Below are 17,423 nucleotides of genomic sequence, written 5' to 3' on the forward strand. Positions count from 1 at the left end.
AATACATTCTTCTTACGTTCTTCTGCTAAAAATGGGGTATTATTTTTCTTCAAGGCATGGCCAATAATTAGGCCATTTTTCTATGGCATACCTTTTGAATTTTCAACAGCAGAAACAAACTGTTTTTTATGACTGCAAATACTCCTGATAAATCAGGCCAGATGAACACCCTTTCGCAGGTGATGGCCAAGTTGCACTCAAAGGGTTATGACAACGAGTTCAAGATGAGTGACCACGGCAGAATGCAGCCGGCAGAAGGCGATCAGATCTATGATCCGGAAGATCTCAAGATTATCAAAACCTACCGTTTTGAAGGAGAATCAGACCCCTCTGACAGCTCGGTGCTTTACCTGCTGGAAGACAGGGAGGGCCGCAAAGGCTACATCCTTGACGCTTACGGCATGTATACCTCGCATGACGAGACGGGCTTTGACGAGTTTCTCAAAAAAATTCCCGTAGAAGACCGGGAAGAACAGCTGATCTTCGGAGGTTTATGATGAAAGGGCAGGGGCGTTCGTTTAACGGCGTTCCTGCTTTTTTTCTTTTGCGGCCAGTATTGTCAGCAGTGCCTTTTCGTTCACCCCGCCCACGGTATATTTCTCTAGCGCGCCGCTTTCGTACCACTCAAAAAGCCGGGGATGTATGTAGTATTTTTTACACACTGCGCGGGTATTCCCCAGTTTTTTAGCCACGGTGTCTGTCACTTCCACCATTTGACAGCAGGTGCTATGGCAGGAGCAGGTACCGCAGGTTTATCCGTTAACAATTTCTCCTCCATTGGGATGCAATATTTGACCGGTCATATAACTGGCGTCTTCAGCGGCCAGGAACACGTAACACGGCGCTACTTCCGCCGGCTGCCCCGCCCTTTTCAGCGGCACGTCGGAGCCAAACTCGGCCACATGCGAAGCGGGAAAGGTAGCGGGTATCAGCGGCGTCCAGATGGGGCCGGGGGCCACCCCGTTTACACGGATGCCCTTTTCAGACAGCATGGACGAAAGGGAGCGGGTAAAACTTACAATGGCCCCCTTGGTAGCAGCATAGTCTACCAGGTGGGCGCTGCCGCGGTAGGCGGTTACAGAGGTGGTGTTGATGATGCTGCTGCCCTTGCGCATATGCGGCAGGGCATGGCGCACCATATAAAAATGCGCAAAGATGTTGACCGAAAAGGTCTTGAGCAGCTGCTCCGGGGTTACCGCCTCAAACTTCTTTTGCGGGTACTGCACGGCCGCATTGTTCACCAGAACGTCTATACGTCCAAACTTCTTTACCGTTTGGCGGATGATCTTTTCGCAATGTTTATCCCGGGCCACATCACCTGCAACCAGCAGCACCTCCCGGCCGTAAGCCTTCACTTCCGCGGCGGTGGCGGCGGCATCTTCATGTTCGTCAAAATAGGCTATCACAATATGCGCGCCTTCCGCGGCAAATGCCAGGGCCACGGCGCGGCCTATGCCGCTGTCTCCCCCGGTGATCACCGCTATTTTTTCCTGCAGGCGGCCGCCCGCGCGGGTAGTTGCCTTTTGGGCCACCGGTGGGGGTTGCATGCGCCATTCAATGCCCGGCTGGCGGTTCTGGTGCTGTGCCGGGCGGATGTCTTTTTTGGGTTGCGATTTCTGCATGAACGTTATTTATACAGGCAAAGGACCAGGGGTAACATCCCTCTCGGATATTTCCACCGGCCCTTTGCGCTGATATGGATCTATTCTGCTAAAGCCTCTTCATTCACAGAGCTTTCCGCGATCTGCGTAAGCAGGCTGTCTGTTTCTTTCTCTTCATCAAGCGTTTGCTCCAGCAGGTTGGCGGCATCTGTATGCCCCATGCGGGTAGCGAGGGTACGAAGGCTGCCATAGGCGGCAATTTCATAGTGCTCCACTTTCTGGGCGGCTATGATGAGGCCGGCATCCAGCACGGCGGATTCCTCTTCTTCTTCTATCAGCTCCTGCGCTTCTGCTACCAGGCCTTCCATGGCCTCGCACTTTTTGGCCACAGGGCGCATGCCCATCAATTCGAAAATTTCTTCTACCCGGCTTACATGCTCTTTGGTAGCGGTTAGATGGTCTGCGAACGCATTCACCAGCTCCATGGTGGTGGCTGCTTTCTGCATTTTAGGCAAGGCTTTTACCAGGTGTTTTTCAGCCCAGTAAATGTCTTTCAGTTCCTCCATGAACAAATGGTGGAATTTTGAGCTTTCCATATCCCCGCCGTTGCCCTTGCTCTTGTTGCGGGCAGCGCTGGTAGTGGAAGTAGTTTTGCGGCTGGACGTGCCGTTTTTGCCATTGCTTTTCGTGGCTGTTTTACGGGTTGCCATATTGCGTTATTTTCAGGTTAAATAATTGGGTGACTTATTTGTTCGGAAAGGGAAAACGGTCCCGCTTGTCTACCAGGCTCTCCGTGTCCCGGTCATCTTCCACGGTGAGGTCAGGAGATTGCTCCTGCACGTCGTTGTTCTCTTCGCTGCCGCCGGGGTCCGGGATGTCCTGCTTCGGGGCCTTGTCCGGCTCTTTTTCCGGCTCGGATTGCGGATCAACGGGTTTGCGCTCTATTTCCCTTTTGGGAATTTCCGGGGGGATGTCCGGCGTTTCATAATCCTGGTCGTTTCCGGGCTTAGGCTGACCACCACCCTGTTCACGGTCTCTTTGTTTGTCCCCTTCGCGCCCCGGTGGTTGGGGAGCTTGCTTGTTCTGATCAGCTTGGCTTTTCATGACGCGCTGTTTTAAGGTGTAAAAAATGTAAATCTTCTTTTTGGCAATACCGTATATATAGTTCAAACAACATTCCACAAGCCCGGTATCACTTTTGCGCACCAATGCGGCAACAGCAATATTATTTGCCGTGATATGGGGTTCCAATGGCTGTTACCCGGCATTTTAGTATTTTCATAGGGTCAAACGGAAGCCGTGCGCCGGCATCCGGCAGGAGGCGCCGGTGTTGTGCTTGTAGAAATAGGTTTTCACACTGTAGAAAATCTTGCCCAGCAAAGGTATTGGCGTTGTACCGGTTTTTTAAATCACTTGAATTATGCACATCAGCGTACACAAGAAGATCAGGATAGGGTTCTTTATTGCTTTCACCGTCATTGTCGGCGCTTCCATCCTGTCATACCTGATCGCAAAAAACCTGATGCATAACGCCGAACGCCTCAACCATGCGGTAGAAGTGTCCAAACGGCTGGAGCAGATCACCAAGCAGCTGAAAGATGCGGAAGCTGCCATACGCGGTTACAATATCACCAAAGAGCAAAAGTTTCTGCAGCCCAGCATGAACGAGCGCTCCGTTAAAATAGAAAGAGACTACCGCGCGCTTCGCCGCATCACGGACGAGCCCACTCAGATACGCAACCTGGACACGCTGAAACGGCTCCTTGACGTAAAGTACAGCCAGCTGGCCGGCGGGGAACAGGCCGGTATAAAAGGCAGCCGCATCTCTGTTGGAGAAGGAGAAGTGTCTATGGACAAGATAGACAAAAAGGTGTCCGAGATGATAAAGATAGAACAGGCCCAGCTTGACGAAAAGTCCCGCCTGTTCCAGTTCTTTTCCAGCCTGTGGATACCGGTGGTATTCATCATCTCCCTTATTGCCATCCTCATTGGCGTGTACGCCTACGTAACGCTCACCAGAGAGTTCCGGCTACAGCTGCACATTGAGCACCGCATGAAGGTGTACCAGCGGGAGCTGCAGGAAAACATAGCCCTGCTCAACAAAACCAACCAGGAGCTGGAACAGTTTGCTTACGTGGCCTCGCATGACCTGCAGGAACCGCTGCGCAAAATATCCACCTTTTCTGACCGCCTGCAGATGAAGTACCGCAACGAGCTGCCGGATGAAGCGGGGCAGCTGATAGACCGCATGGTGGCGGCCGTTTCAAGAATGCGCGTGCTGATCAACGACCTGCTGATATTCTCCCGCGCGGGGCGCATGATGCCGGAAAATATTGCGCCGGTAGACATGAACGCGCTGCTGCAGGATGTGATCGGCGACCTGGACGTATCCCTGCAGGAAAAGAAAGGTTCTGTGTTGTATGACCAGTTGCCCGTAATTGAAGGAAATGATACCGCCTTTCACCAGTTGTTCCAGAACCTGCTCTCCAACTCCATCAAATTTGCCTCACCATCCAAACCGCTGGAGGTCCGCATCAGGCGGGAGCTGCTGAGCGGGCGCGAAACAGGCGTGATGAAGGAAGACAAGTGGGAAGACACCTTCTGCCGCATCACCATAGAAGACAATGGCATCGGCTTTGACCAGGCCTACGCGGAAAGGATCTTCCTGATATTCCAGCGGCTGCACGGCGTCAGCGAATACAAAGGCACCGGCATAGGGCTGGCCATCTGTAAAAAGATCGTGGATGCCCACCATGGTCATATTGCCGCCTTCGGCCAACCCGGCAACGGCGCCACCTTCGTGATCATTTTACCCCTCAGGCAGCTGAGAGAGGAATAGTTTTTGTACACAACATAACACATCTTGCGCGGGGGAAAATATAACCGGATGAAAGACACATACAAGCAAATACTCATGATAGATGATGACGAGGACGATTTTTTCCTTGTCAATTCCCTGCTGCAGGACGTAGCCCCGGGCCAGTACCACATTGAATGGGCATCTACTTATGACAAAGGCATAGAAGCCATTGAAAAAAAAGATCACGAGCTGTACCTGGTCGATTACCGGCTGGGTAAATACACCGGACTGGATATTTTACGCCATTTCAAGGAAATGGACTACGAAGCGCCCGTGATCATGCTCACCGGCAAGGGAGATTATGCTATAGACAATGAGGCCATGATGGCCGGCGCGTCTGACTACCTGGTGAAAGGCGAAATAACAGGCCCCGAGCTGGAAAGGGCCATCCGCTACGGTATTATGGAGTTTGCGCACCTCCGCGCCATTGCCGAGAACCGGAAAAAATACTTCGGCATTTTTGAAAAAAGCCACGACCTTATTATTCTTGCAGACTGTAATAAAAATATCATAGACGCCAACCCCATTGCGGAAAAGAAATTGCAGTACGACCGGGATGAACTGATGACCATGAACCTGAAGCACCTGTTTTTGCAAGAGGTGCAGGCCCTGCAGTTCCTGCTGGAAATTTGTGAAGATGATGCCATTGTACAAAAAGAATACACCTTTAAAAACAAGCACGGCCAGAAGCTGGACGTGGTGGTGAATGCCAGCAAACTGGATGAGCAGCTGGGCACCTTTCTTTGCGTAGCGGAAGACATTACCGAAAAGAAACGTGAAGAGCAGGAAAAAAGGCAGCAGGAAAAATTTGTGGTAAGCGGCCGTATTGCCCGTGTAATAGCGCATGAAGTACGCAACCCGCTCACCAACATACTGCTGGCCGTAGGCCAGTTCAGGCTGGAAGATGCGCTGAAAGAGGCGGAAGACAGCCAGCTGTACCTCGATATTATTGAACGTAACTGCACCCGCATTAACCAACTGGTAACAGAGCTGCTGCAATCTACCCGTATGATGGAGCTGCGCCTGCAGGAGCACCCGGTAAACCAGCTGGTGAACAAGGCGCTGGCGCTGGCAGAAGACCGCCTGCAGCTCAACGGCATACAATTGATCACACGGCTTGCCGGTGAGCATGCAACTGTAATGGCGGATGATGAAAAAATGAACATTGCCCTGCTCAATATCCTGATCAATGCCATAGAGGCCATGGAACCGGGCCAGGGCGTGCTCACCGTGAGCACGGAAGAAACTGAAGGAAAGATCAATATTTACATCACAGACAACGGGGCCGGCATCCCGGAAGAGAACAAGGCCCGCCTGTTTGACCCCTTTTTTACCAGTAAAAGCAAAGGCACCGGCCTGGGCCTCACCTCCACACAAAACATTATTATCAACCACCGCGGCAACATAGACGTAGACAGCACTGTTGGCGCAGGCACGCAGTTCACCATCACGCTGCCCAGGGCATCCGCCCCTTTACCATAAAAAAGAATGGAGAAGAAAAAAAGATCTCTTCCCCATTCCCGTGTATGGATCGAATTTTCACCCTTGGTCATTTGTGCTATACCGCACGTCCACGAATAATATTTACCAATATGGCAATTATTGCCAGTACCAGCAGGGCATGTATGAGGCCGCCTGCAGAGTATACAAAGAACCCCAACAACCACCCGATAATAAGGATCACTGCGATCAGATACAATAGATTATTCATGGCTTAAGTTATTTGTTCACTATTGTACAACAGAAATATTGTGCCAATTAAAAAAGGGCCTAAAAACGGTACTGCTACCGGTTTTGGGGCGTAATAGTGTGGAGTGCCTTCCACCAAGAGGGGCAAATATCCGCATTGTTGCCCCTGGTATCAAAGCTGTTGCCGGTGGCAGTGTTTTTGGAGTTTCAGATATATTATATCACGCTTAAAATAATAGGTTATGGAACACCAACACAGAACAGCAGACGTGCTGGAAGACCTGGTCAAAATTAATAACGACCGTATTGAAGGCTACCAGAAAGCCATCAAACAGACGGATGACAGTGATCTGAAAAGCCTGTTTGAAAGGATGCTGGCAGACAGCAGGCAGTACGTGGTACAGCTGAACAAATACCTGCGCGGCATGGGTGAAGAAAGAGAACGGGACACCACCTTTGCCGGGAAGATCTACCGCACCTGGATGGACGTTAAGGTATCTTTCGGCGGCAAAGACCGTCATTCTATTCTGGCCTCCTGCGAGTATGGGGAGGATGCCGCCCAGCGCTCTTACCGGGAAGCATTGCAGCAAGACCTGCCGGAAGACCTCCGGGAGATCATCAGCCAGCAGCAGAGGGCCCTCAAGGCCTCTCATGACGAGATCAGGCACCTCCGCGATGTGGAGGCCGTAAACAAATAGGAAGCCATAACATCCAGCATAAAAAACGGCCGGTACATGTACCGGCCGTTTTTTATGAGCAGAAACAGAAAAAAAACTGTCCTGCACAGATCGTGCAGGACAGCGCTGGCAAGCTTTCAGGTTTTAAATATGTTTTGCTGGTCATTTAACATTTTATCTGTTTTGATAAATGTTTCAATGCTGCTTGCATTTTAAAACCCATTAAAGCAGCCAATAACTAAAACAACAGCTATGATAAAAGTATAACCGGTAAAAACGGTTATAAATCGTTAATCAGTTTTTTCACTTCGTCTTTGGACTTACCCAGCTTCTTTTGCAATTTTCCATACAGTTCATCTTCCTTTCCTTCCGTATACAACAGGTCATCGTCTGTCAGGTCTGCGTATTGCTGCTTGAGTTTGCCCTTAATCTCGTTCCAGGCTCCTTTCAGTTGTAATGAATCCATAAAAATTGTTTTTGGTGTGCTGTAACTGAAAGGACAATTTCTGTACCACCATGCCATCAGCGGGAAACAACCGGCGTTTAGGGGGTGAAGTTTCGCAGAATGGGGAGCGGCAGGCGGTAAAAGTGTGGAAAGTATTCCACAAAAAAGGCTGTTTAAACAGTTATTATTAAGCGGCAAAATGTTTGCTTTAAGGGAACAAGGATTTCAATTATTTGTGCGAAAGATATATGAGCAGCCAATTAAATAAATACTGGAATAAATTGTTTCACGCCGATCACTTAACTCCCGGACCTACAAATAACCCCGGTGTTGGTAAAGTTCAAAAGCAAACAATGGGAGCGTTAATACTGATAATTGACGATGAGCCAGACATATGCCACCTGCTGCAGCTAAGCCTCAGCAAGCACGGTTATAAGGTCAAGTACGTGCACGCGCTGAAGGAAGGCATGCAGTTCCTGAAAAGGCAGCAACCAGACATCCTTTTTCTCGATATCCACTTACCTGATGGCTCCGGACTGGAAGCCCTGCCCGCCATAAAAGCGCAATATCCTGATTTACCGGTAATTACGATCAGTGCCTATGACAATGGCATGGAAAAACAGAAAGCCCTAACAGCAGGAGCGGCCCGCTTTTTGCCGAAACCTTTTAACGTCGGAGAGTTGCAAGATATCATTTATGAGGTGAAGAGTTAGCCTAAAAAGGCCCGTCAAGTGTATAATTAGTCGTAAATTTAATATCCGTCCAATAGCTGCTTTATTATGAAGAGTATCCTCATTATAGATGATGAAATAAACATATGTACTTTGCTTACCAGGTTCCTGAGCAAACATGGATTTAAGGTAGATAGTACCATGACCGGGGCGCAGGCTACAAAAATGATGTTGGACAACCCATATGACCTGGTACTCTGCGATTACCGCCTGAAAGATACCGATGGCGCACAGTTGCTGACCAGTATCCGCCAGCAGCACCCGCAAACCGTAGTGATCATCATTACCGGCTATTCCGACGTGCGGATTGCCGTAGATATGGTGAAGAACGGCGCGTACGACTATATTTCAAAACCCCTCTATCCGGACGAGATATTAAGCCTTGTGAACAAGGCCCTTTCCCAGCCGGCTCCCGCGCCGGCCACCCAGGTAAACGTGGTGGAGCCGCATGCGCATGAAGAAAAACCCGTTCCCGTTTCCGAGCAGCAGAAAAACGGCAGCCGGTACGTATATGGGGAAAGCAAGCCCTCCCGGGAGCTTTTCCGGGAACTGACACTGGTAGCGCCCACAGACTATAGCGTGATCATCTTCGGGGAAACCGGCACCGGTAAGGAATCTGTAGCCCACCTCATACACGAGCACAGCAGCCGCAAAGGGCAGCCTTTTGTGGCGCTGGACTGCGGCAGCCTTTCCCGCGAGCTGGCGGCCAGCGAGTTGTTCGGTCACGAAAAAGGGGCTTTTACCGGCGCCATCGGCACCAAAATAGGCGCTTTTGAGCAGGCGCACGGCGGCACCCTTTTCCTCGATGAAATTTCGAACCTTTCATACGATATACAGGTGGCGCTGCTGCGGGTCATACAGGAAAAGCAGATCCGCCGGGTGGGCAGCATGAAAGAAATTGCGGTAGATGTAAGGCTGATCGTTGCCTCTAACGAAAACCTGTTTGAGTCCGTGCAGAAAGGCAAGTTCCGGGAAGACCTCTTTCACCGCTTCAATGAGTTTACCATTCATATCCCCCCGTTACGGGAAAGGATCGAGGACCTGCACCTGTTTGTAGATTCTTTCCTGTCTCAGGTCAGCAAGGAGCTGAATAAAGGAGAGGTGATGATGAGCGATGAGGTGTGGGAGTGTTTCAGGCGGTACGACTGGCCGGGCAACATCCGCGAGCTGAAAAACGTGATCCGCCGTGCCAGCCTGCTCACCCCCGCAGGCAAGGAAATATCCATGGCCGCCCTGCCGCTGGAAATGAAGTCCGGCGCCTCCTTTACAAAAAGCCCCATTGCTAACGGAGATGAAGTTGACGAAGAAATGCCTGACATGCCGTTGCTGGACGCTAACGACCTGAAGTCTGTTGCCCTCAAGGCCGAGTACAACAAGATCATCAACGTACTGAAAGCCGTCAAATACAACAAAACCAAAGCGGCCCAGCTACTGAACATTGACCGTAAAACCCTGTACAACAAACTGCGGCTGCTGAACATCAATTATTAATACCCAAGGCATATGGCCAATAAAATACCCTTTTTTGAGCGGCTGGCCAGCACCGTTACGGCGGCCACCGGCAGCCCCTGGGCCTTTATCATTGCGTTTGCCGTCATTATCATCTGGGCGGTAACCGGCCCGCTCTTCGGGTTTTCAGACACCTGGCAACTGGTGATCAATACCGGTACTACCATCATCACTTTTCTGATGGTATTCATTATCCAGAAAACGCAGAACAAAGACTCCAAATCTATCCAGCTAAAGCTGAACGAGCTGATTGCGGCCACCAAAACCGCCAGCAACCGGCTGATTGACGTAGAGTCCCTTTCTGAAGAAGAGCTGAACATCCTGCATAAGTTCTACACCAAACTGGCTGCCAGCACCAAACAGCAGCTGGACCTCAAGCATTCGCATTCCATAGAAGAAGCGATGGAAAATACGGAGGGAAAACTGAAAGCGCGCAACTGATCAGGCCTCCAGCTCCCGCAGCAGCCCTGCCAGGTCAAGGCGGTGCGTATACATCGTCATTTTGCCTTCGGCATCCAGGGGCCACTGTTCGCGCGGCCTGTCCCAGTACAATTCCAGGCCGTTGCCGTCAGGGTCATTGAGATACAACGCCTCGCTCACCCCATGATCTGCAAAGCCGGTAAACTGCACGCCAGCGCTGCTCAGTCTTTTGTAAATAGCCGCCAGGTCTTTCCTTTCCGGGTACAGAATGGCCACATGGTACAGCCCCGCCGTGTTTTCAGGCGCGGGCGGCATGCCTTTGCTGTGCCAGGTATTGAGCCCTATGTGGTGATGGTAACCACCGGCAGAAATAAATGCCGCCTGTTCCCCATACATCAGCATCAGCTCAAAGCCCAGCAGGCCGCAATAAAAATCAAGGGAACGTTTCAGGTCTGAAACTTTCAGATGCACATGACCAATGCGGGTTTGTGCCGGAACGGTATAACTCATGTATCAAGCTATTTGGTACAAAGATAAGCGAGTCCCTCCTGCCGCTGCTTTTTTGTCCGCTGAATAAGGCAACCGCAATCGGGACCCGCATTGCGTGTACACTACAATTTCTTGATGCGATAAAAAACCTTCTACCATACCTACAAAAAAGGTATGCGGTTTGTTTTATAGGTCTGAAACTATTTGTGCCTACCAGAAAAGATGCGCAAACAGGAAACCTGCCGCTACCGCCCCGGACACGGCTACCAGGCCGGGTACCATAAAGCTGTGGTTGACCAGGTATTTGCCGATGTATGTACTGCCGGTTCTGTCAAAATTGATGGCGGCCAGCAGCGTGGGGTAGCCGGGCAGTACAAAATCTCCGTTAGTAGCCGGGAACATGGCTACCAGGTTGTTAGGCGCAATGCCCAGCAACACGCCCAGGGGCATCAGTGCCTTGGTTGTGGCGGCCTGGCTGAAGAGCAACATGCTCAGTACAAAAAGGGCAATGGCAAACGTCCAGGGGGCGGCCCTTACCATGTCTCCCAATGCGCCTTCAATGGCGGCGGTATTGGCCAGCATGAAAGTGGAGCTCATCCACACCACCCCGAAAATAGACACCACAGCCTGCGCGCCGGCAGTAAAAAGGCTGGCTTTGGCCACTTCCGCAGTAGCAGTTTTGGTAAATATCAGCATCAGCGCGGCGGCGGAGAGCATCACCAGCTCTATGACAGCGGCCATCTTTATGCTGCCGTTGGCATTTACAGCAAAACTGGCCGCGCCTGGTTCAAAGCGGGGCACCATACCGGGAAAAGATCCAACCAGCACTATTAACAAAACCGCCGCGCCAAAAATGATCACGGAAGTTTTGGCGCCGGGTTTCAGCGGCTTGGCATCGCTGGCGGTAGTTACGTCCAGTTCCCGCGCAAATTCAGGGTCTTTCATTTTTTCCAGGAACACGGGGTCCTTTTCCAGATCTTTCCCTTTTTTCCATACTACCGCCACGCCCGCCAGTATGCCTACCAGGCAGGCGGGGATGCACACCCGCAATATCTGCATCAGCTCCACCTGCCCGGCCAGAATGGTGATCATGGCGGCGGTAGCGGCAGAAATGGGGCTGGCTGTAATGCCTAAATGCGCGGCCACCACAGAAATGCTCAGCGGCCTTTCCGGCCTGATGCGTTTCTGGGTAGCCACCTCGGCTATGATGGGCAACAGGGAGTAGGTAATATGGGCGGTGCCCGCAAATATGGTAAAGAAAAACGTTACCAGCGGCCCCATCAGCGTGATCATAGAGGGTTTGCTGCGCAGTATCTTTTCAGCTACGCGCACCAGGTAGTCCATTCCCCCGGCGGCCTGCATGGTGGCGGCGGTACTTACTACCGCCAGTATGATAAGCATCACGTCAATAGGCGGCTCCCCCGGCCGCATGCGGAATACAAAAAGATAAATGGCAAGGGCTACCATGCCCATTACACCAAGGCCTATGCCCTTCATACGGGCGCCAATGAGAATAGCTGCCAGAAGGATCGCAAATTGAAGCCAGATCATGGAATTTCTTGTTTATGTACTTTGGTTTGCCGTGCCCTCGCCGGGACCATATAGGCATAGCCGTACAAGATATCCACTTTTGGTAAAGATTTATATAGCTGGCATCAATTTCTGCTGGCGCCCCGGTTTTTAACTGTTGATGAACTTCGGGCGGATCATGTTCTCGAACGTAAAGATCTCGTCCCATTTTTCCTGGGTAACCAGTTTCTTTTCCTTCACGGCAATATCATGTACAGACTTGCCGGTTTCCAACGCTTCCCGGGCAATGGCGGCTGATTTTTCGTAACCGATAATAGGGTTAAGCTGGGTAACGATGCCGATGCTTTGCATCACCATGTCTCGCGTACGCTCGGCGTTGGCCGTAATGCCGGTCACGCATTTTTCCCGCAGGGTGTTGCAGGCATTGGTCATATAGGTAATGGAGGTAAAAAGCGAAAAAGCAATAACCGGCTCCATCACGTTCAGCTGCAGCTGCCCCGCTTCCGCGGCCAGGGTAAGCGTAAGGTCCGCCCCGATCACGTAGAAAGCCGTTTGGTTCACCACTTCGGGTATTACGGGGTTTACCTTTCCGGGCATAATGGAAGAACCGGGCTGCATGGGCGGCAGGTTGATCTCGTTGATCCCGCACCGCGGGCCTGAAGACAGCAGGCGGAGGTCGTTACAGATCTTGGAGACCTTGATGGCCGTACGCTTCAGCACCCCGGAGAGTTGTACATAGGCGCCGGTGTCATTAGTGGCCTCAATGAGGTCTGTAGCCAGTACCAGGTCAAGGCCGGTAACGGTGCGCAGATGCCTCACCACCAGCTCCGCGTACCCTTCCGGGGCGTTTACGCCGGTACCGATGGCGGTAGCGCCCATGTTCACTTCCGCAATCAGTTTTTTGCTTTCTTCTATCCTGGTCAGCTCTTCCCTGATGGTGGTGGCAAAGGCCCTGAACTCGTCTCCCATACTCATAGGCACTGCATCCTGCAATTGGGTGCGGCCCATTTTAAGTACCTGGTTAAATTCCTCCCCCTTTGCTTCAAACGCATCACCCAGCGCCCGCAGGCTTTCCTTGTACAGGCTCAGTTTGTTAATGAGCGCAATGCGGAAGGCGGTGGGATAAGCATCATTGGTAGATTGGGAACAGTTAACGTGGTTGTTGGGGTGGCAATACTGGTAATCACCTTTTTCTTTCCCCTGCATTTCCAGCGCAATATTGGCGATCACCTCGTTGGCGTTCATGTTCACGGAGGTGCCGGCGCCGCCCTGTATGAGGTCTGTAATGAACTGGTTGTTGAACTCCCCGCTGATCACCCTGTCACTGGCCTTTATGATGCTGTCTGCTATTTCCTTTTTCAAGGCGCCCAGCTCGGCATTGGCCATGGCTGCGGCTTTCTTCACATATCCCAGGGCCTGTACAAAAAGCGGCTCCACTTTCAGGGGGATACCGGTGATGTGAAAATTCTCAATGGCCCGCAGCGTCTGGATGCCATAATACACGTCTTTCGGAATTTCCCGCTCACCCAGGAAGTCATGTTCTCGTCTTTGCGTCATAGATAATTGCTTGAAGGATTAGAATTGTTGTTGTTCAGTTTTAACAGTGTAAATCAGGGATTTGTTGTACCAGGCGAATGTAAGCAAAACAGCGGTATGTAGAGCAGGTTGCGGCATAGGGGAGAACGCCGGCCTGGCCACCGGCAAGGAAGCGCTTTCAGCGCGGAGCGGCCTGTTGCGGCGCAGATTGAAGGATCTCTTTCCGTACTTTTTCTCTTTCTTCCTGCCTGTCTTCCACCTGCCGGTACTTGAAGTAAAAATAAATGGCGAGGAAAAGACAGAACTTGAACAGGAGAAAAGCGGCGAAGAAGATCCACTTCCACATGCGGTGTACGGTAATATAATCGTTCTGGTTGGGGGCAATGTTAATGAAGGTATAGTTGGGTTTTTTGCCGCCGGGCTCCTGCGGGTTGGTGTCCGCCCAGTTGTATGGCGCCAGGGTACGGGCACGCAGCTCCATGGGCGGCGGCACGGCGTCTTCCAGCAGCAGCCGGTGCAGGGTGCGCTCTACTGATTGCAGCTCTGTGCGCAGCTCGGGCGATGCTTTCAGCAACACCTCTATCTCTTCCTTCTCCTTGGGAGTGGAAATGCCCAGCACATAGCTTTCAACCAGTCCATTGTCTATGTATTCCTGTACGTTCAATTACAACGGATTCAAGATCAAATGACGGGTACGGATGAAACTACCTTGTGTTTTCAGGTATACGCATAAATCAGGGAGGCTGCTTTTCAGCAGTATCCACCTTTGCAAAAAAAGAATCATTACCAGTTAATCAGATTCCCGAAAACGCTGTATAGTTGTTTTCGGGACATAATCTCATAGTTACGAAAATAAGGATATTCCCCGGTATTGGAAGTACTAATTCCGGTAAAAAAGCGGGGCGCTTTTGATCAATTCACCAAAGATGTAGTGTTTCAATGTGTTAGGTGACCCGGGCGGGAGACATTTTTTGCCGGATAGCCTTTGTGGGGGATGGGGGAATGTCAGGCGCGGGGCCCTTCCTCATCTTTCTCTTCAGAAATCTTCATCCAGGACGTCCCATATCAAATTATTGCTTTTTTATTGGAGTTGTGCGATGCGTGATTTTTGCATTTTTAAACATCATTCCTCTCTTCACTAATCTGGTCATGACATGAAAGCGCTCTGTGTAACTGCATTTCAATCATTCTTTTACCAAATCTATTTCAGCTTTGTCAAATTCCATTGCGTTTTTACCAGGTTGTTTGGTGTTCATAATGCTACATCTCTATTGCAATTTAGCCCTTTTTTAACCCGCCTGAAAAGTACTAAAATCCTTACTTTTAGCCCCTAACATGCCACCCATGAAGCTGCCTTACTTACTGCTGCTCTTGATTTGTACCTGTATTGCCCCCCAAAGCAAAGCCCAACCCCGCGCCCTGGTGCTGCAAACAGACTTCGGCCTGAAAGACGGCGCCGTATCCGCCATGAAGGGCGTTGCGTTTGGCGTATCGCCGGAGCTGAAAATATTTGATCTCACGCATGAAATACCGGCTTACAACATCTGGGAGGCTGCTTACCGCCTGCAGCAAACAGCGGCATACTGGCCGGCGGGCACCGTGTTTGTGTCTGTGATAGACCCCGGGGTAGGCTCTGCCCGCAAGTCTGTAGTGGCGCAAACCCGAAGCGGGCATTATTTTGTGACGCCAGACAACGGCACCCTCACGCTTATTGCGGAAAGCATGAGCATCAGCGCCGTACGGGAAATAGACGAACAGGTGAACCGCCTGCCCGGCTCCTCGCGCTCCTATACTTTTCATGGCCGTGACGTGTATGCCTATACCGGCGCCAGGCTGGCGGCGGGCGTTATCCCGTTCGATTCCGTGGGCCCGTTGCTGGGTACCAGCGTGGTACGCATCCCATACCAGCGCGCCACTTTCAGGAACGGTACGGTAAAAGGCAACATTCCCATCCTTGACGTGCAGTACGGCAACGTATGGACCAATATTGATGAGCGCACCCTGGCGCAACTGCGGCCCGGCTTCGGAGACCAGCTGCAGGTGCGCATCCTGCACCATAACAGGCTGGTGTACGAAGGCACCATGCCATACGCCGCTACTTTTGCCAGCGTGCCGGAGGGCCGGCCGCTGGCGTACCAGAACAGCCTGATGAATTTATCTTTTGCATTGAACATGGGCAGCTTTGCCGAAAAGTTCAGGGTGAGCAGCGGCCCGGAGTGGACGGTGGAAGTAAGGAAAAAATAACTGATGATGAACAACGAACTGAGAATACAACAATCGGAAACACGCATCTTTAAAGCCGTGTTCCCCAATACTACCAATCATTATGATACCCTGTTCGGCGGCACCGCCATGCAATTGATGGACGAGGTGGCGTTCATCACCGCCACCCGCTATGCGCGCAAGCGTATGGTAACCGTATCGTCAGACAAGATAGATTTCACCAAGCCTATACCGGCGGGCACTATTGTGGAACTGATAGGCAGGGTGGTACACACCGGCAACACCAGCCTGAAAGTGCTGGTAGAAATATTCGTGGAGGAAATGTACAGTACGGAAAGGTATAAGGCCATTGGCGGCACTTTTACTTTTGTAGCCATAGATGAGTACAAGCGGCCGGTGCCGCTGGAAGCATAAGATCATTTATGCTTTGCCAGGAAATCTTCCAGCGCCTGCCGGAATTTTTCCGGTACGTCAAACGGTGCAAAGTGCGTGGCCTTTTCAAATATCAGCAACTCTCCTTTGGGAATAGTAGCCGCAATGAAACGGGTATGTTCGTCCTTGATCATATCATCATCTCCCGCCATTACCAGCGTAGGGCATTTGATGGCCTTCAGCTGTTCCGGTGAAATATGCGGCTCTTCGAGACACAGCGTCCACAGGCGTTTGTTGACGGTAGCTTCCGGCTTCAGTTTGGCTACTTCTGTTTTCAGCTGCGCTATCACAAACGGCTTCACCGCGTTGGTATCCGGCTGCAGGTTGGCGCCCATGGTCATGAGGGTTTTGAAGCGGTCAGGGTATTTGCTGGCGAGTATGAGGCCGGTGTTGCCACCGTCACTCCATCCGAAGAGGTGGACCTTTTTCAGTTTGAGATGGTCAAGCAGGGCTTTAACGTCTTCCGCAAACAGCTCGTAGGTGAGGTGTTTCCCATCGTCTCCAGACTTGCCTTGCAGGCGCGTATCTACCGCTATCACCTTATACTTTTTCGATAATTCCGGAATGAGGTAGGTGAACACAATAATGGCCTGGCTGTTGCCGTGCAGCAGCACTACCGGCTCGCCCTTTCCGTATACTTCATAATACACCTTGATGCCGTTCACATTCGCGTAATGGCCCGCTTTGGGGTTGTTGCCATAAATAGACCTTTCTTCCTTCTTTTCCACCGGGAGGCTCCGTGCGTCTATCACCAGGTGACCATTATCAAAGGAATGCGCCAGGCCGCGGCCTTTCCCGGGCATGCTCCAGGCACTGAGGGCGGTAGTATCTTTCAGCGCCATGCCGGGCAGCGGCACGGTTTCCCAGTTACCGGCGGAGGTTTCCACCTGCAGGCTGAAGCTGTCAAAAGCATACCGGCCCGGCCCTATGTACAGGCCGCCAAAGTATATGATGCTGTCTTGCTCTTTGAAAACGCTTTTTATTTCACAATCCGTCCACTTGTTTTCTTTCAGCGGCCTGTCCTGCATGTTATCAAAAAAGCTGATGGCGCCGCCGGCTGCGTGGGCACGCAACCAGATGCCCGCCCAGGAACTTTCATCGGCCCCCTGCGGCTTTACGCGGGCCAGCAAACGGTAGGGGTGGCCTTTCCAGCCATCATTCACGGTTACAGCGCGGTTAAACGCTCCCCATGCGCGGCCGCCCGTTTGGGCCTGGGCTGCAAAGGGGAATAACAGGCATAAAAGGAGTATGCGCATAAGGGTCCATTTGCAAATGAAATTA

20 protein-coding genes are annotated in these 17,423 nt (G+C 51.5%); 9 read left to right on the top strand and 11 right to left on the bottom strand.

The window, feature by feature from the left end; translation table 11 throughout:
* Positions 1-128 precede the first annotated feature (128 nt).
* Positions 129-497, top strand: a complete 369-nt coding sequence (locus D3A97_RS06715) for a hypothetical protein (protein ID WP_119077615.1) — start codon at positions 129-131, stop codon at positions 495-497.
* Positions 498-518: 21 nt separating this feature from the next.
* Here D3A97_RS06715 and D3A97_RS06720 read toward each other — a convergent pair whose 3' ends face one another.
* The 4 genes from D3A97_RS06720 to D3A97_RS06735 all read right to left on the bottom strand — a co-directional run bounded on the left by D3A97_RS06720 (position 519) and on the right by D3A97_RS06735 (position 2,705).
* Positions 519-713, bottom strand: a complete 195-nt coding sequence (locus D3A97_RS06720) for a hypothetical protein (protein WP_119077616.1) — start codon at positions 711-713, stop codon at positions 519-521.
* A 39-nt stretch (positions 714-752) separates the two neighbouring features.
* Positions 753-1,622, bottom strand: coding sequence for a glucose 1-dehydrogenase (locus tag D3A97_RS06725; protein WP_119077617.1), 870 nt, complete (start codon positions 1,620-1,622; stop codon positions 753-755).
* Between the two features lie 80 nt (positions 1,623-1,702).
* Positions 1,703-2,311: a YciE/YciF ferroxidase family protein gene (locus D3A97_RS06730; protein ID WP_119077618.1), complete on the bottom strand. Its 609-nt coding sequence runs from the start codon at positions 2,309-2,311 to the stop codon at positions 1,703-1,705.
* Between the two features lie 34 nt (positions 2,312-2,345).
* Entirely contained in the window at positions 2,346-2,705 is a 360-nt protein-coding gene (locus tag D3A97_RS06735; RefSeq protein WP_157986385.1) for a hypothetical protein, read from the bottom strand.
* A 316-nt stretch (positions 2,706-3,021) separates the two neighbouring features.
* Between D3A97_RS06735 and D3A97_RS06740 the strand changes: the two genes are divergently transcribed.
* Positions 3,022-4,440, top strand: coding sequence for a sensor histidine kinase (locus D3A97_RS06740; RefSeq protein WP_119077620.1), 1,419 nt, complete (start codon positions 3,022-3,024; stop codon positions 4,438-4,440).
* A 48-nt stretch (positions 4,441-4,488) separates the two neighbouring features.
* Positions 4,489-5,943, top strand: coding sequence for a hybrid sensor histidine kinase/response regulator (locus tag D3A97_RS06745; RefSeq protein WP_157986386.1), 1,455 nt, complete (start codon positions 4,489-4,491; stop codon positions 5,941-5,943).
* 76 nt (positions 5,944-6,019) lie between these two features.
* Here the strand turns inward: D3A97_RS06745 and D3A97_RS06750 are convergent, their stop codons facing one another.
* Positions 6,020-6,172 carry a lmo0937 family membrane protein gene (locus D3A97_RS06750; RefSeq protein ID WP_119077622.1) on the bottom strand — a complete coding sequence of 51 codons (153 nt, stop codon included), beginning with the start codon at positions 6,170-6,172 and terminating at the stop codon, positions 6,020-6,022.
* A 220-nt stretch (positions 6,173-6,392) separates the two neighbouring features.
* Here D3A97_RS06750 and D3A97_RS06755 point away from each other — a divergent pair, with 220 nt between their 5' ends.
* On the top strand, positions 6,393-6,848 hold the full coding sequence (locus tag D3A97_RS06755) for a ferritin-like domain-containing protein (RefSeq protein WP_119077623.1): 456 nt from the start codon (positions 6,393-6,395) through the stop codon (positions 6,846-6,848).
* Between the two features lie 259 nt (positions 6,849-7,107).
* Here D3A97_RS06755 and D3A97_RS06760 read toward each other — a convergent pair whose 3' ends face one another.
* The gene (locus D3A97_RS06760) at positions 7,108-7,293 is read right to left on the bottom strand and encodes a CsbD family protein (RefSeq protein WP_119077624.1); all 186 of its coding nucleotides are present in this window, start codon (positions 7,291-7,293) and stop codon (positions 7,108-7,110) included.
* Between the two features lie 227 nt (positions 7,294-7,520).
* Here D3A97_RS06760 and D3A97_RS06765 point away from each other — a divergent pair, with 227 nt between their 5' ends.
* From D3A97_RS06765 to D3A97_RS06775, 3 genes are all read left to right on the top strand, one after another.
* Complete coding sequence (locus tag D3A97_RS06765) at positions 7,521-7,985, top strand: response regulator transcription factor (RefSeq protein WP_232825871.1); 465 nt, start codon at positions 7,521-7,523, stop codon at positions 7,983-7,985.
* 111 nt (positions 7,986-8,096) lie between these two features.
* Positions 8,097-9,494, top strand: a complete 1,398-nt coding sequence (locus D3A97_RS06770) for a sigma-54-dependent transcriptional regulator (RefSeq protein ID WP_438830695.1) — start codon at positions 8,097-8,099, stop codon at positions 9,492-9,494.
* A gap of 12 nt (positions 9,495-9,506) precedes the next feature.
* The gene (locus tag D3A97_RS06775) at positions 9,507-9,953 is read left to right on the top strand and encodes a low affinity iron permease family protein (protein WP_119077626.1); all 447 of its coding nucleotides are present in this window, start codon (positions 9,507-9,509) and stop codon (positions 9,951-9,953) included.
* On the opposite strand, the gene D3A97_RS06780 is transcribed toward D3A97_RS06775, so the two are convergent.
* The 4 genes from D3A97_RS06780 to D3A97_RS06795 all read right to left on the bottom strand — a co-directional run bounded on the left by D3A97_RS06780 (position 9,954) and on the right by D3A97_RS06795 (position 14,151).
* Complete coding sequence (locus tag D3A97_RS06780) at positions 9,954-10,442, bottom strand: VOC family protein (protein WP_119077627.1); 489 nt, start codon at positions 10,440-10,442, stop codon at positions 9,954-9,956.
* Between the two features lie 189 nt (positions 10,443-10,631).
* Positions 10,632-11,972, bottom strand: coding sequence for an anaerobic C4-dicarboxylate transporter family protein (locus D3A97_RS06785; protein WP_119077628.1), 1,341 nt, complete (start codon positions 11,970-11,972; stop codon positions 10,632-10,634).
* A 129-nt stretch (positions 11,973-12,101) separates the two neighbouring features.
* Positions 12,102-13,508, bottom strand: coding sequence for an aspartate ammonia-lyase (aspA, locus tag D3A97_RS06790; protein WP_119077629.1), 1,407 nt, complete (start codon positions 13,506-13,508; stop codon positions 12,102-12,104).
* Positions 13,509-13,665: 157 nt separating this feature from the next.
* A complete protein-coding gene (locus tag D3A97_RS06795; protein ID WP_119077630.1) occupies positions 13,666-14,151 on the bottom strand; it encodes a hypothetical protein in 486 nt (161 codons plus the stop codon).
* Positions 14,152-14,831: 680 nt separating this feature from the next.
* Here D3A97_RS06795 and D3A97_RS06800 point away from each other — a divergent pair.
* Together D3A97_RS06800 and D3A97_RS06805 are read left to right on the top strand one after the other, a co-directional pair.
* Positions 14,832-15,731, top strand: a complete 900-nt coding sequence (locus tag D3A97_RS06800) for an SAM hydrolase/SAM-dependent halogenase family protein (RefSeq protein WP_119077631.1) — start codon at positions 14,832-14,834, stop codon at positions 15,729-15,731.
* 3 nt (positions 15,732-15,734) lie between these two features.
* On the top strand, positions 15,735-16,124 hold the full coding sequence (locus D3A97_RS06805; protein WP_232825872.1) for an acyl-CoA thioesterase: 390 nt from the start codon (positions 15,735-15,737) through the stop codon (positions 16,122-16,124).
* Positions 16,125-16,126: 2 nt separating this feature from the next.
* Here D3A97_RS06805 and D3A97_RS06810 read toward each other — a convergent pair whose 3' ends face one another.
* A complete protein-coding gene (locus tag D3A97_RS06810; protein ID WP_119077632.1) occupies positions 16,127-17,398 on the bottom strand; it encodes an alpha/beta fold hydrolase in 1,272 nt (423 codons plus the stop codon).
* Between the last annotated feature and the right edge of the window lie 25 nt (positions 17,399-17,423).

This window comes from Chitinophaga alhagiae (genome assembly GCF_003568665.1).
Classification (GTDB): domain Bacteria; phylum Bacteroidota; class Bacteroidia; order Chitinophagales; family Chitinophagaceae; genus Chitinophaga; species Chitinophaga alhagiae.

Bases quoted from the DNA above. Each gene is read 5' to 3' on its own strand.
- D3A97_RS06715 (WP_119077615.1), top strand. From the start codon at position 129: ATGACTGCAAATACTCCTGATAAATCAGGCCAGATGAACACCCTTTCG.
- D3A97_RS06720 (WP_119077616.1), bottom strand. From the start codon at position 713: ATGGTGGAAGTGACAGACACCGTGGCTAAAAAACTGGGGAATACCCGC.
- D3A97_RS06725 (WP_119077617.1), bottom strand. From the start codon at position 1,622: ATGCAGAAATCGCAACCCAAAAAAGACATCCGCCCGGCACAGCACCAG.
- D3A97_RS06730 (WP_119077618.1), bottom strand. From the start codon at position 2,311: ATGGCAACCCGTAAAACAGCCACGAAAAGCAATGGCAAAAACGGCACG.
- D3A97_RS06735 (WP_157986385.1), bottom strand. From the start codon at position 2,705: ATGAAAAGCCAAGCTGATCAGAACAAGCAAGCTCCCCAACCACCGGGG.
- D3A97_RS06740 (WP_119077620.1), top strand. From the start codon at position 3,022: ATGCACATCAGCGTACACAAGAAGATCAGGATAGGGTTCTTTATTGCT.
- D3A97_RS06745 (WP_157986386.1), top strand. From the start codon at position 4,489: ATGAAAGACACATACAAGCAAATACTCATGATAGATGATGACGAGGAC.
- D3A97_RS06750 (WP_119077622.1), bottom strand. From the start codon at position 6,172: ATGAATAATCTATTGTATCTGATCGCAGTGATCCTTATTATCGGGTGG.
- D3A97_RS06755 (WP_119077623.1), top strand. From the start codon at position 6,393: ATGGAACACCAACACAGAACAGCAGACGTGCTGGAAGACCTGGTCAAA.
- D3A97_RS06760 (WP_119077624.1), bottom strand. From the start codon at position 7,293: ATGGATTCATTACAACTGAAAGGAGCCTGGAACGAGATTAAGGGCAAA.
- D3A97_RS06765 (WP_232825871.1), top strand. From the start codon at position 7,521: ATGAGCAGCCAATTAAATAAATACTGGAATAAATTGTTTCACGCCGAT.
- D3A97_RS06775 (WP_119077626.1), top strand. From the start codon at position 9,507: ATGGCCAATAAAATACCCTTTTTTGAGCGGCTGGCCAGCACCGTTACG.
- D3A97_RS06780 (WP_119077627.1), bottom strand. From the start codon at position 10,442: ATGAGTTATACCGTTCCGGCACAAACCCGCATTGGTCATGTGCATCTG.
- D3A97_RS06785 (WP_119077628.1), bottom strand. From the start codon at position 11,972: ATGATCTGGCTTCAATTTGCGATCCTTCTGGCAGCTATTCTCATTGGC.
- aspA (WP_119077629.1), bottom strand. From the start codon at position 13,508: ATGACGCAAAGACGAGAACATGACTTCCTGGGTGAGCGGGAAATTCCG.
- D3A97_RS06800 (WP_119077631.1), top strand. From the start codon at position 14,832: ATGAAGCTGCCTTACTTACTGCTGCTCTTGATTTGTACCTGTATTGCC.
- D3A97_RS06805 (WP_232825872.1), top strand. From the start codon at position 15,735: ATGATGAACAACGAACTGAGAATACAACAATCGGAAACACGCATCTTT.
- D3A97_RS06810 (WP_119077632.1), bottom strand. From the start codon at position 17,398: ATGCGCATACTCCTTTTATGCCTGTTATTCCCCTTTGCAGCCCAGGCC.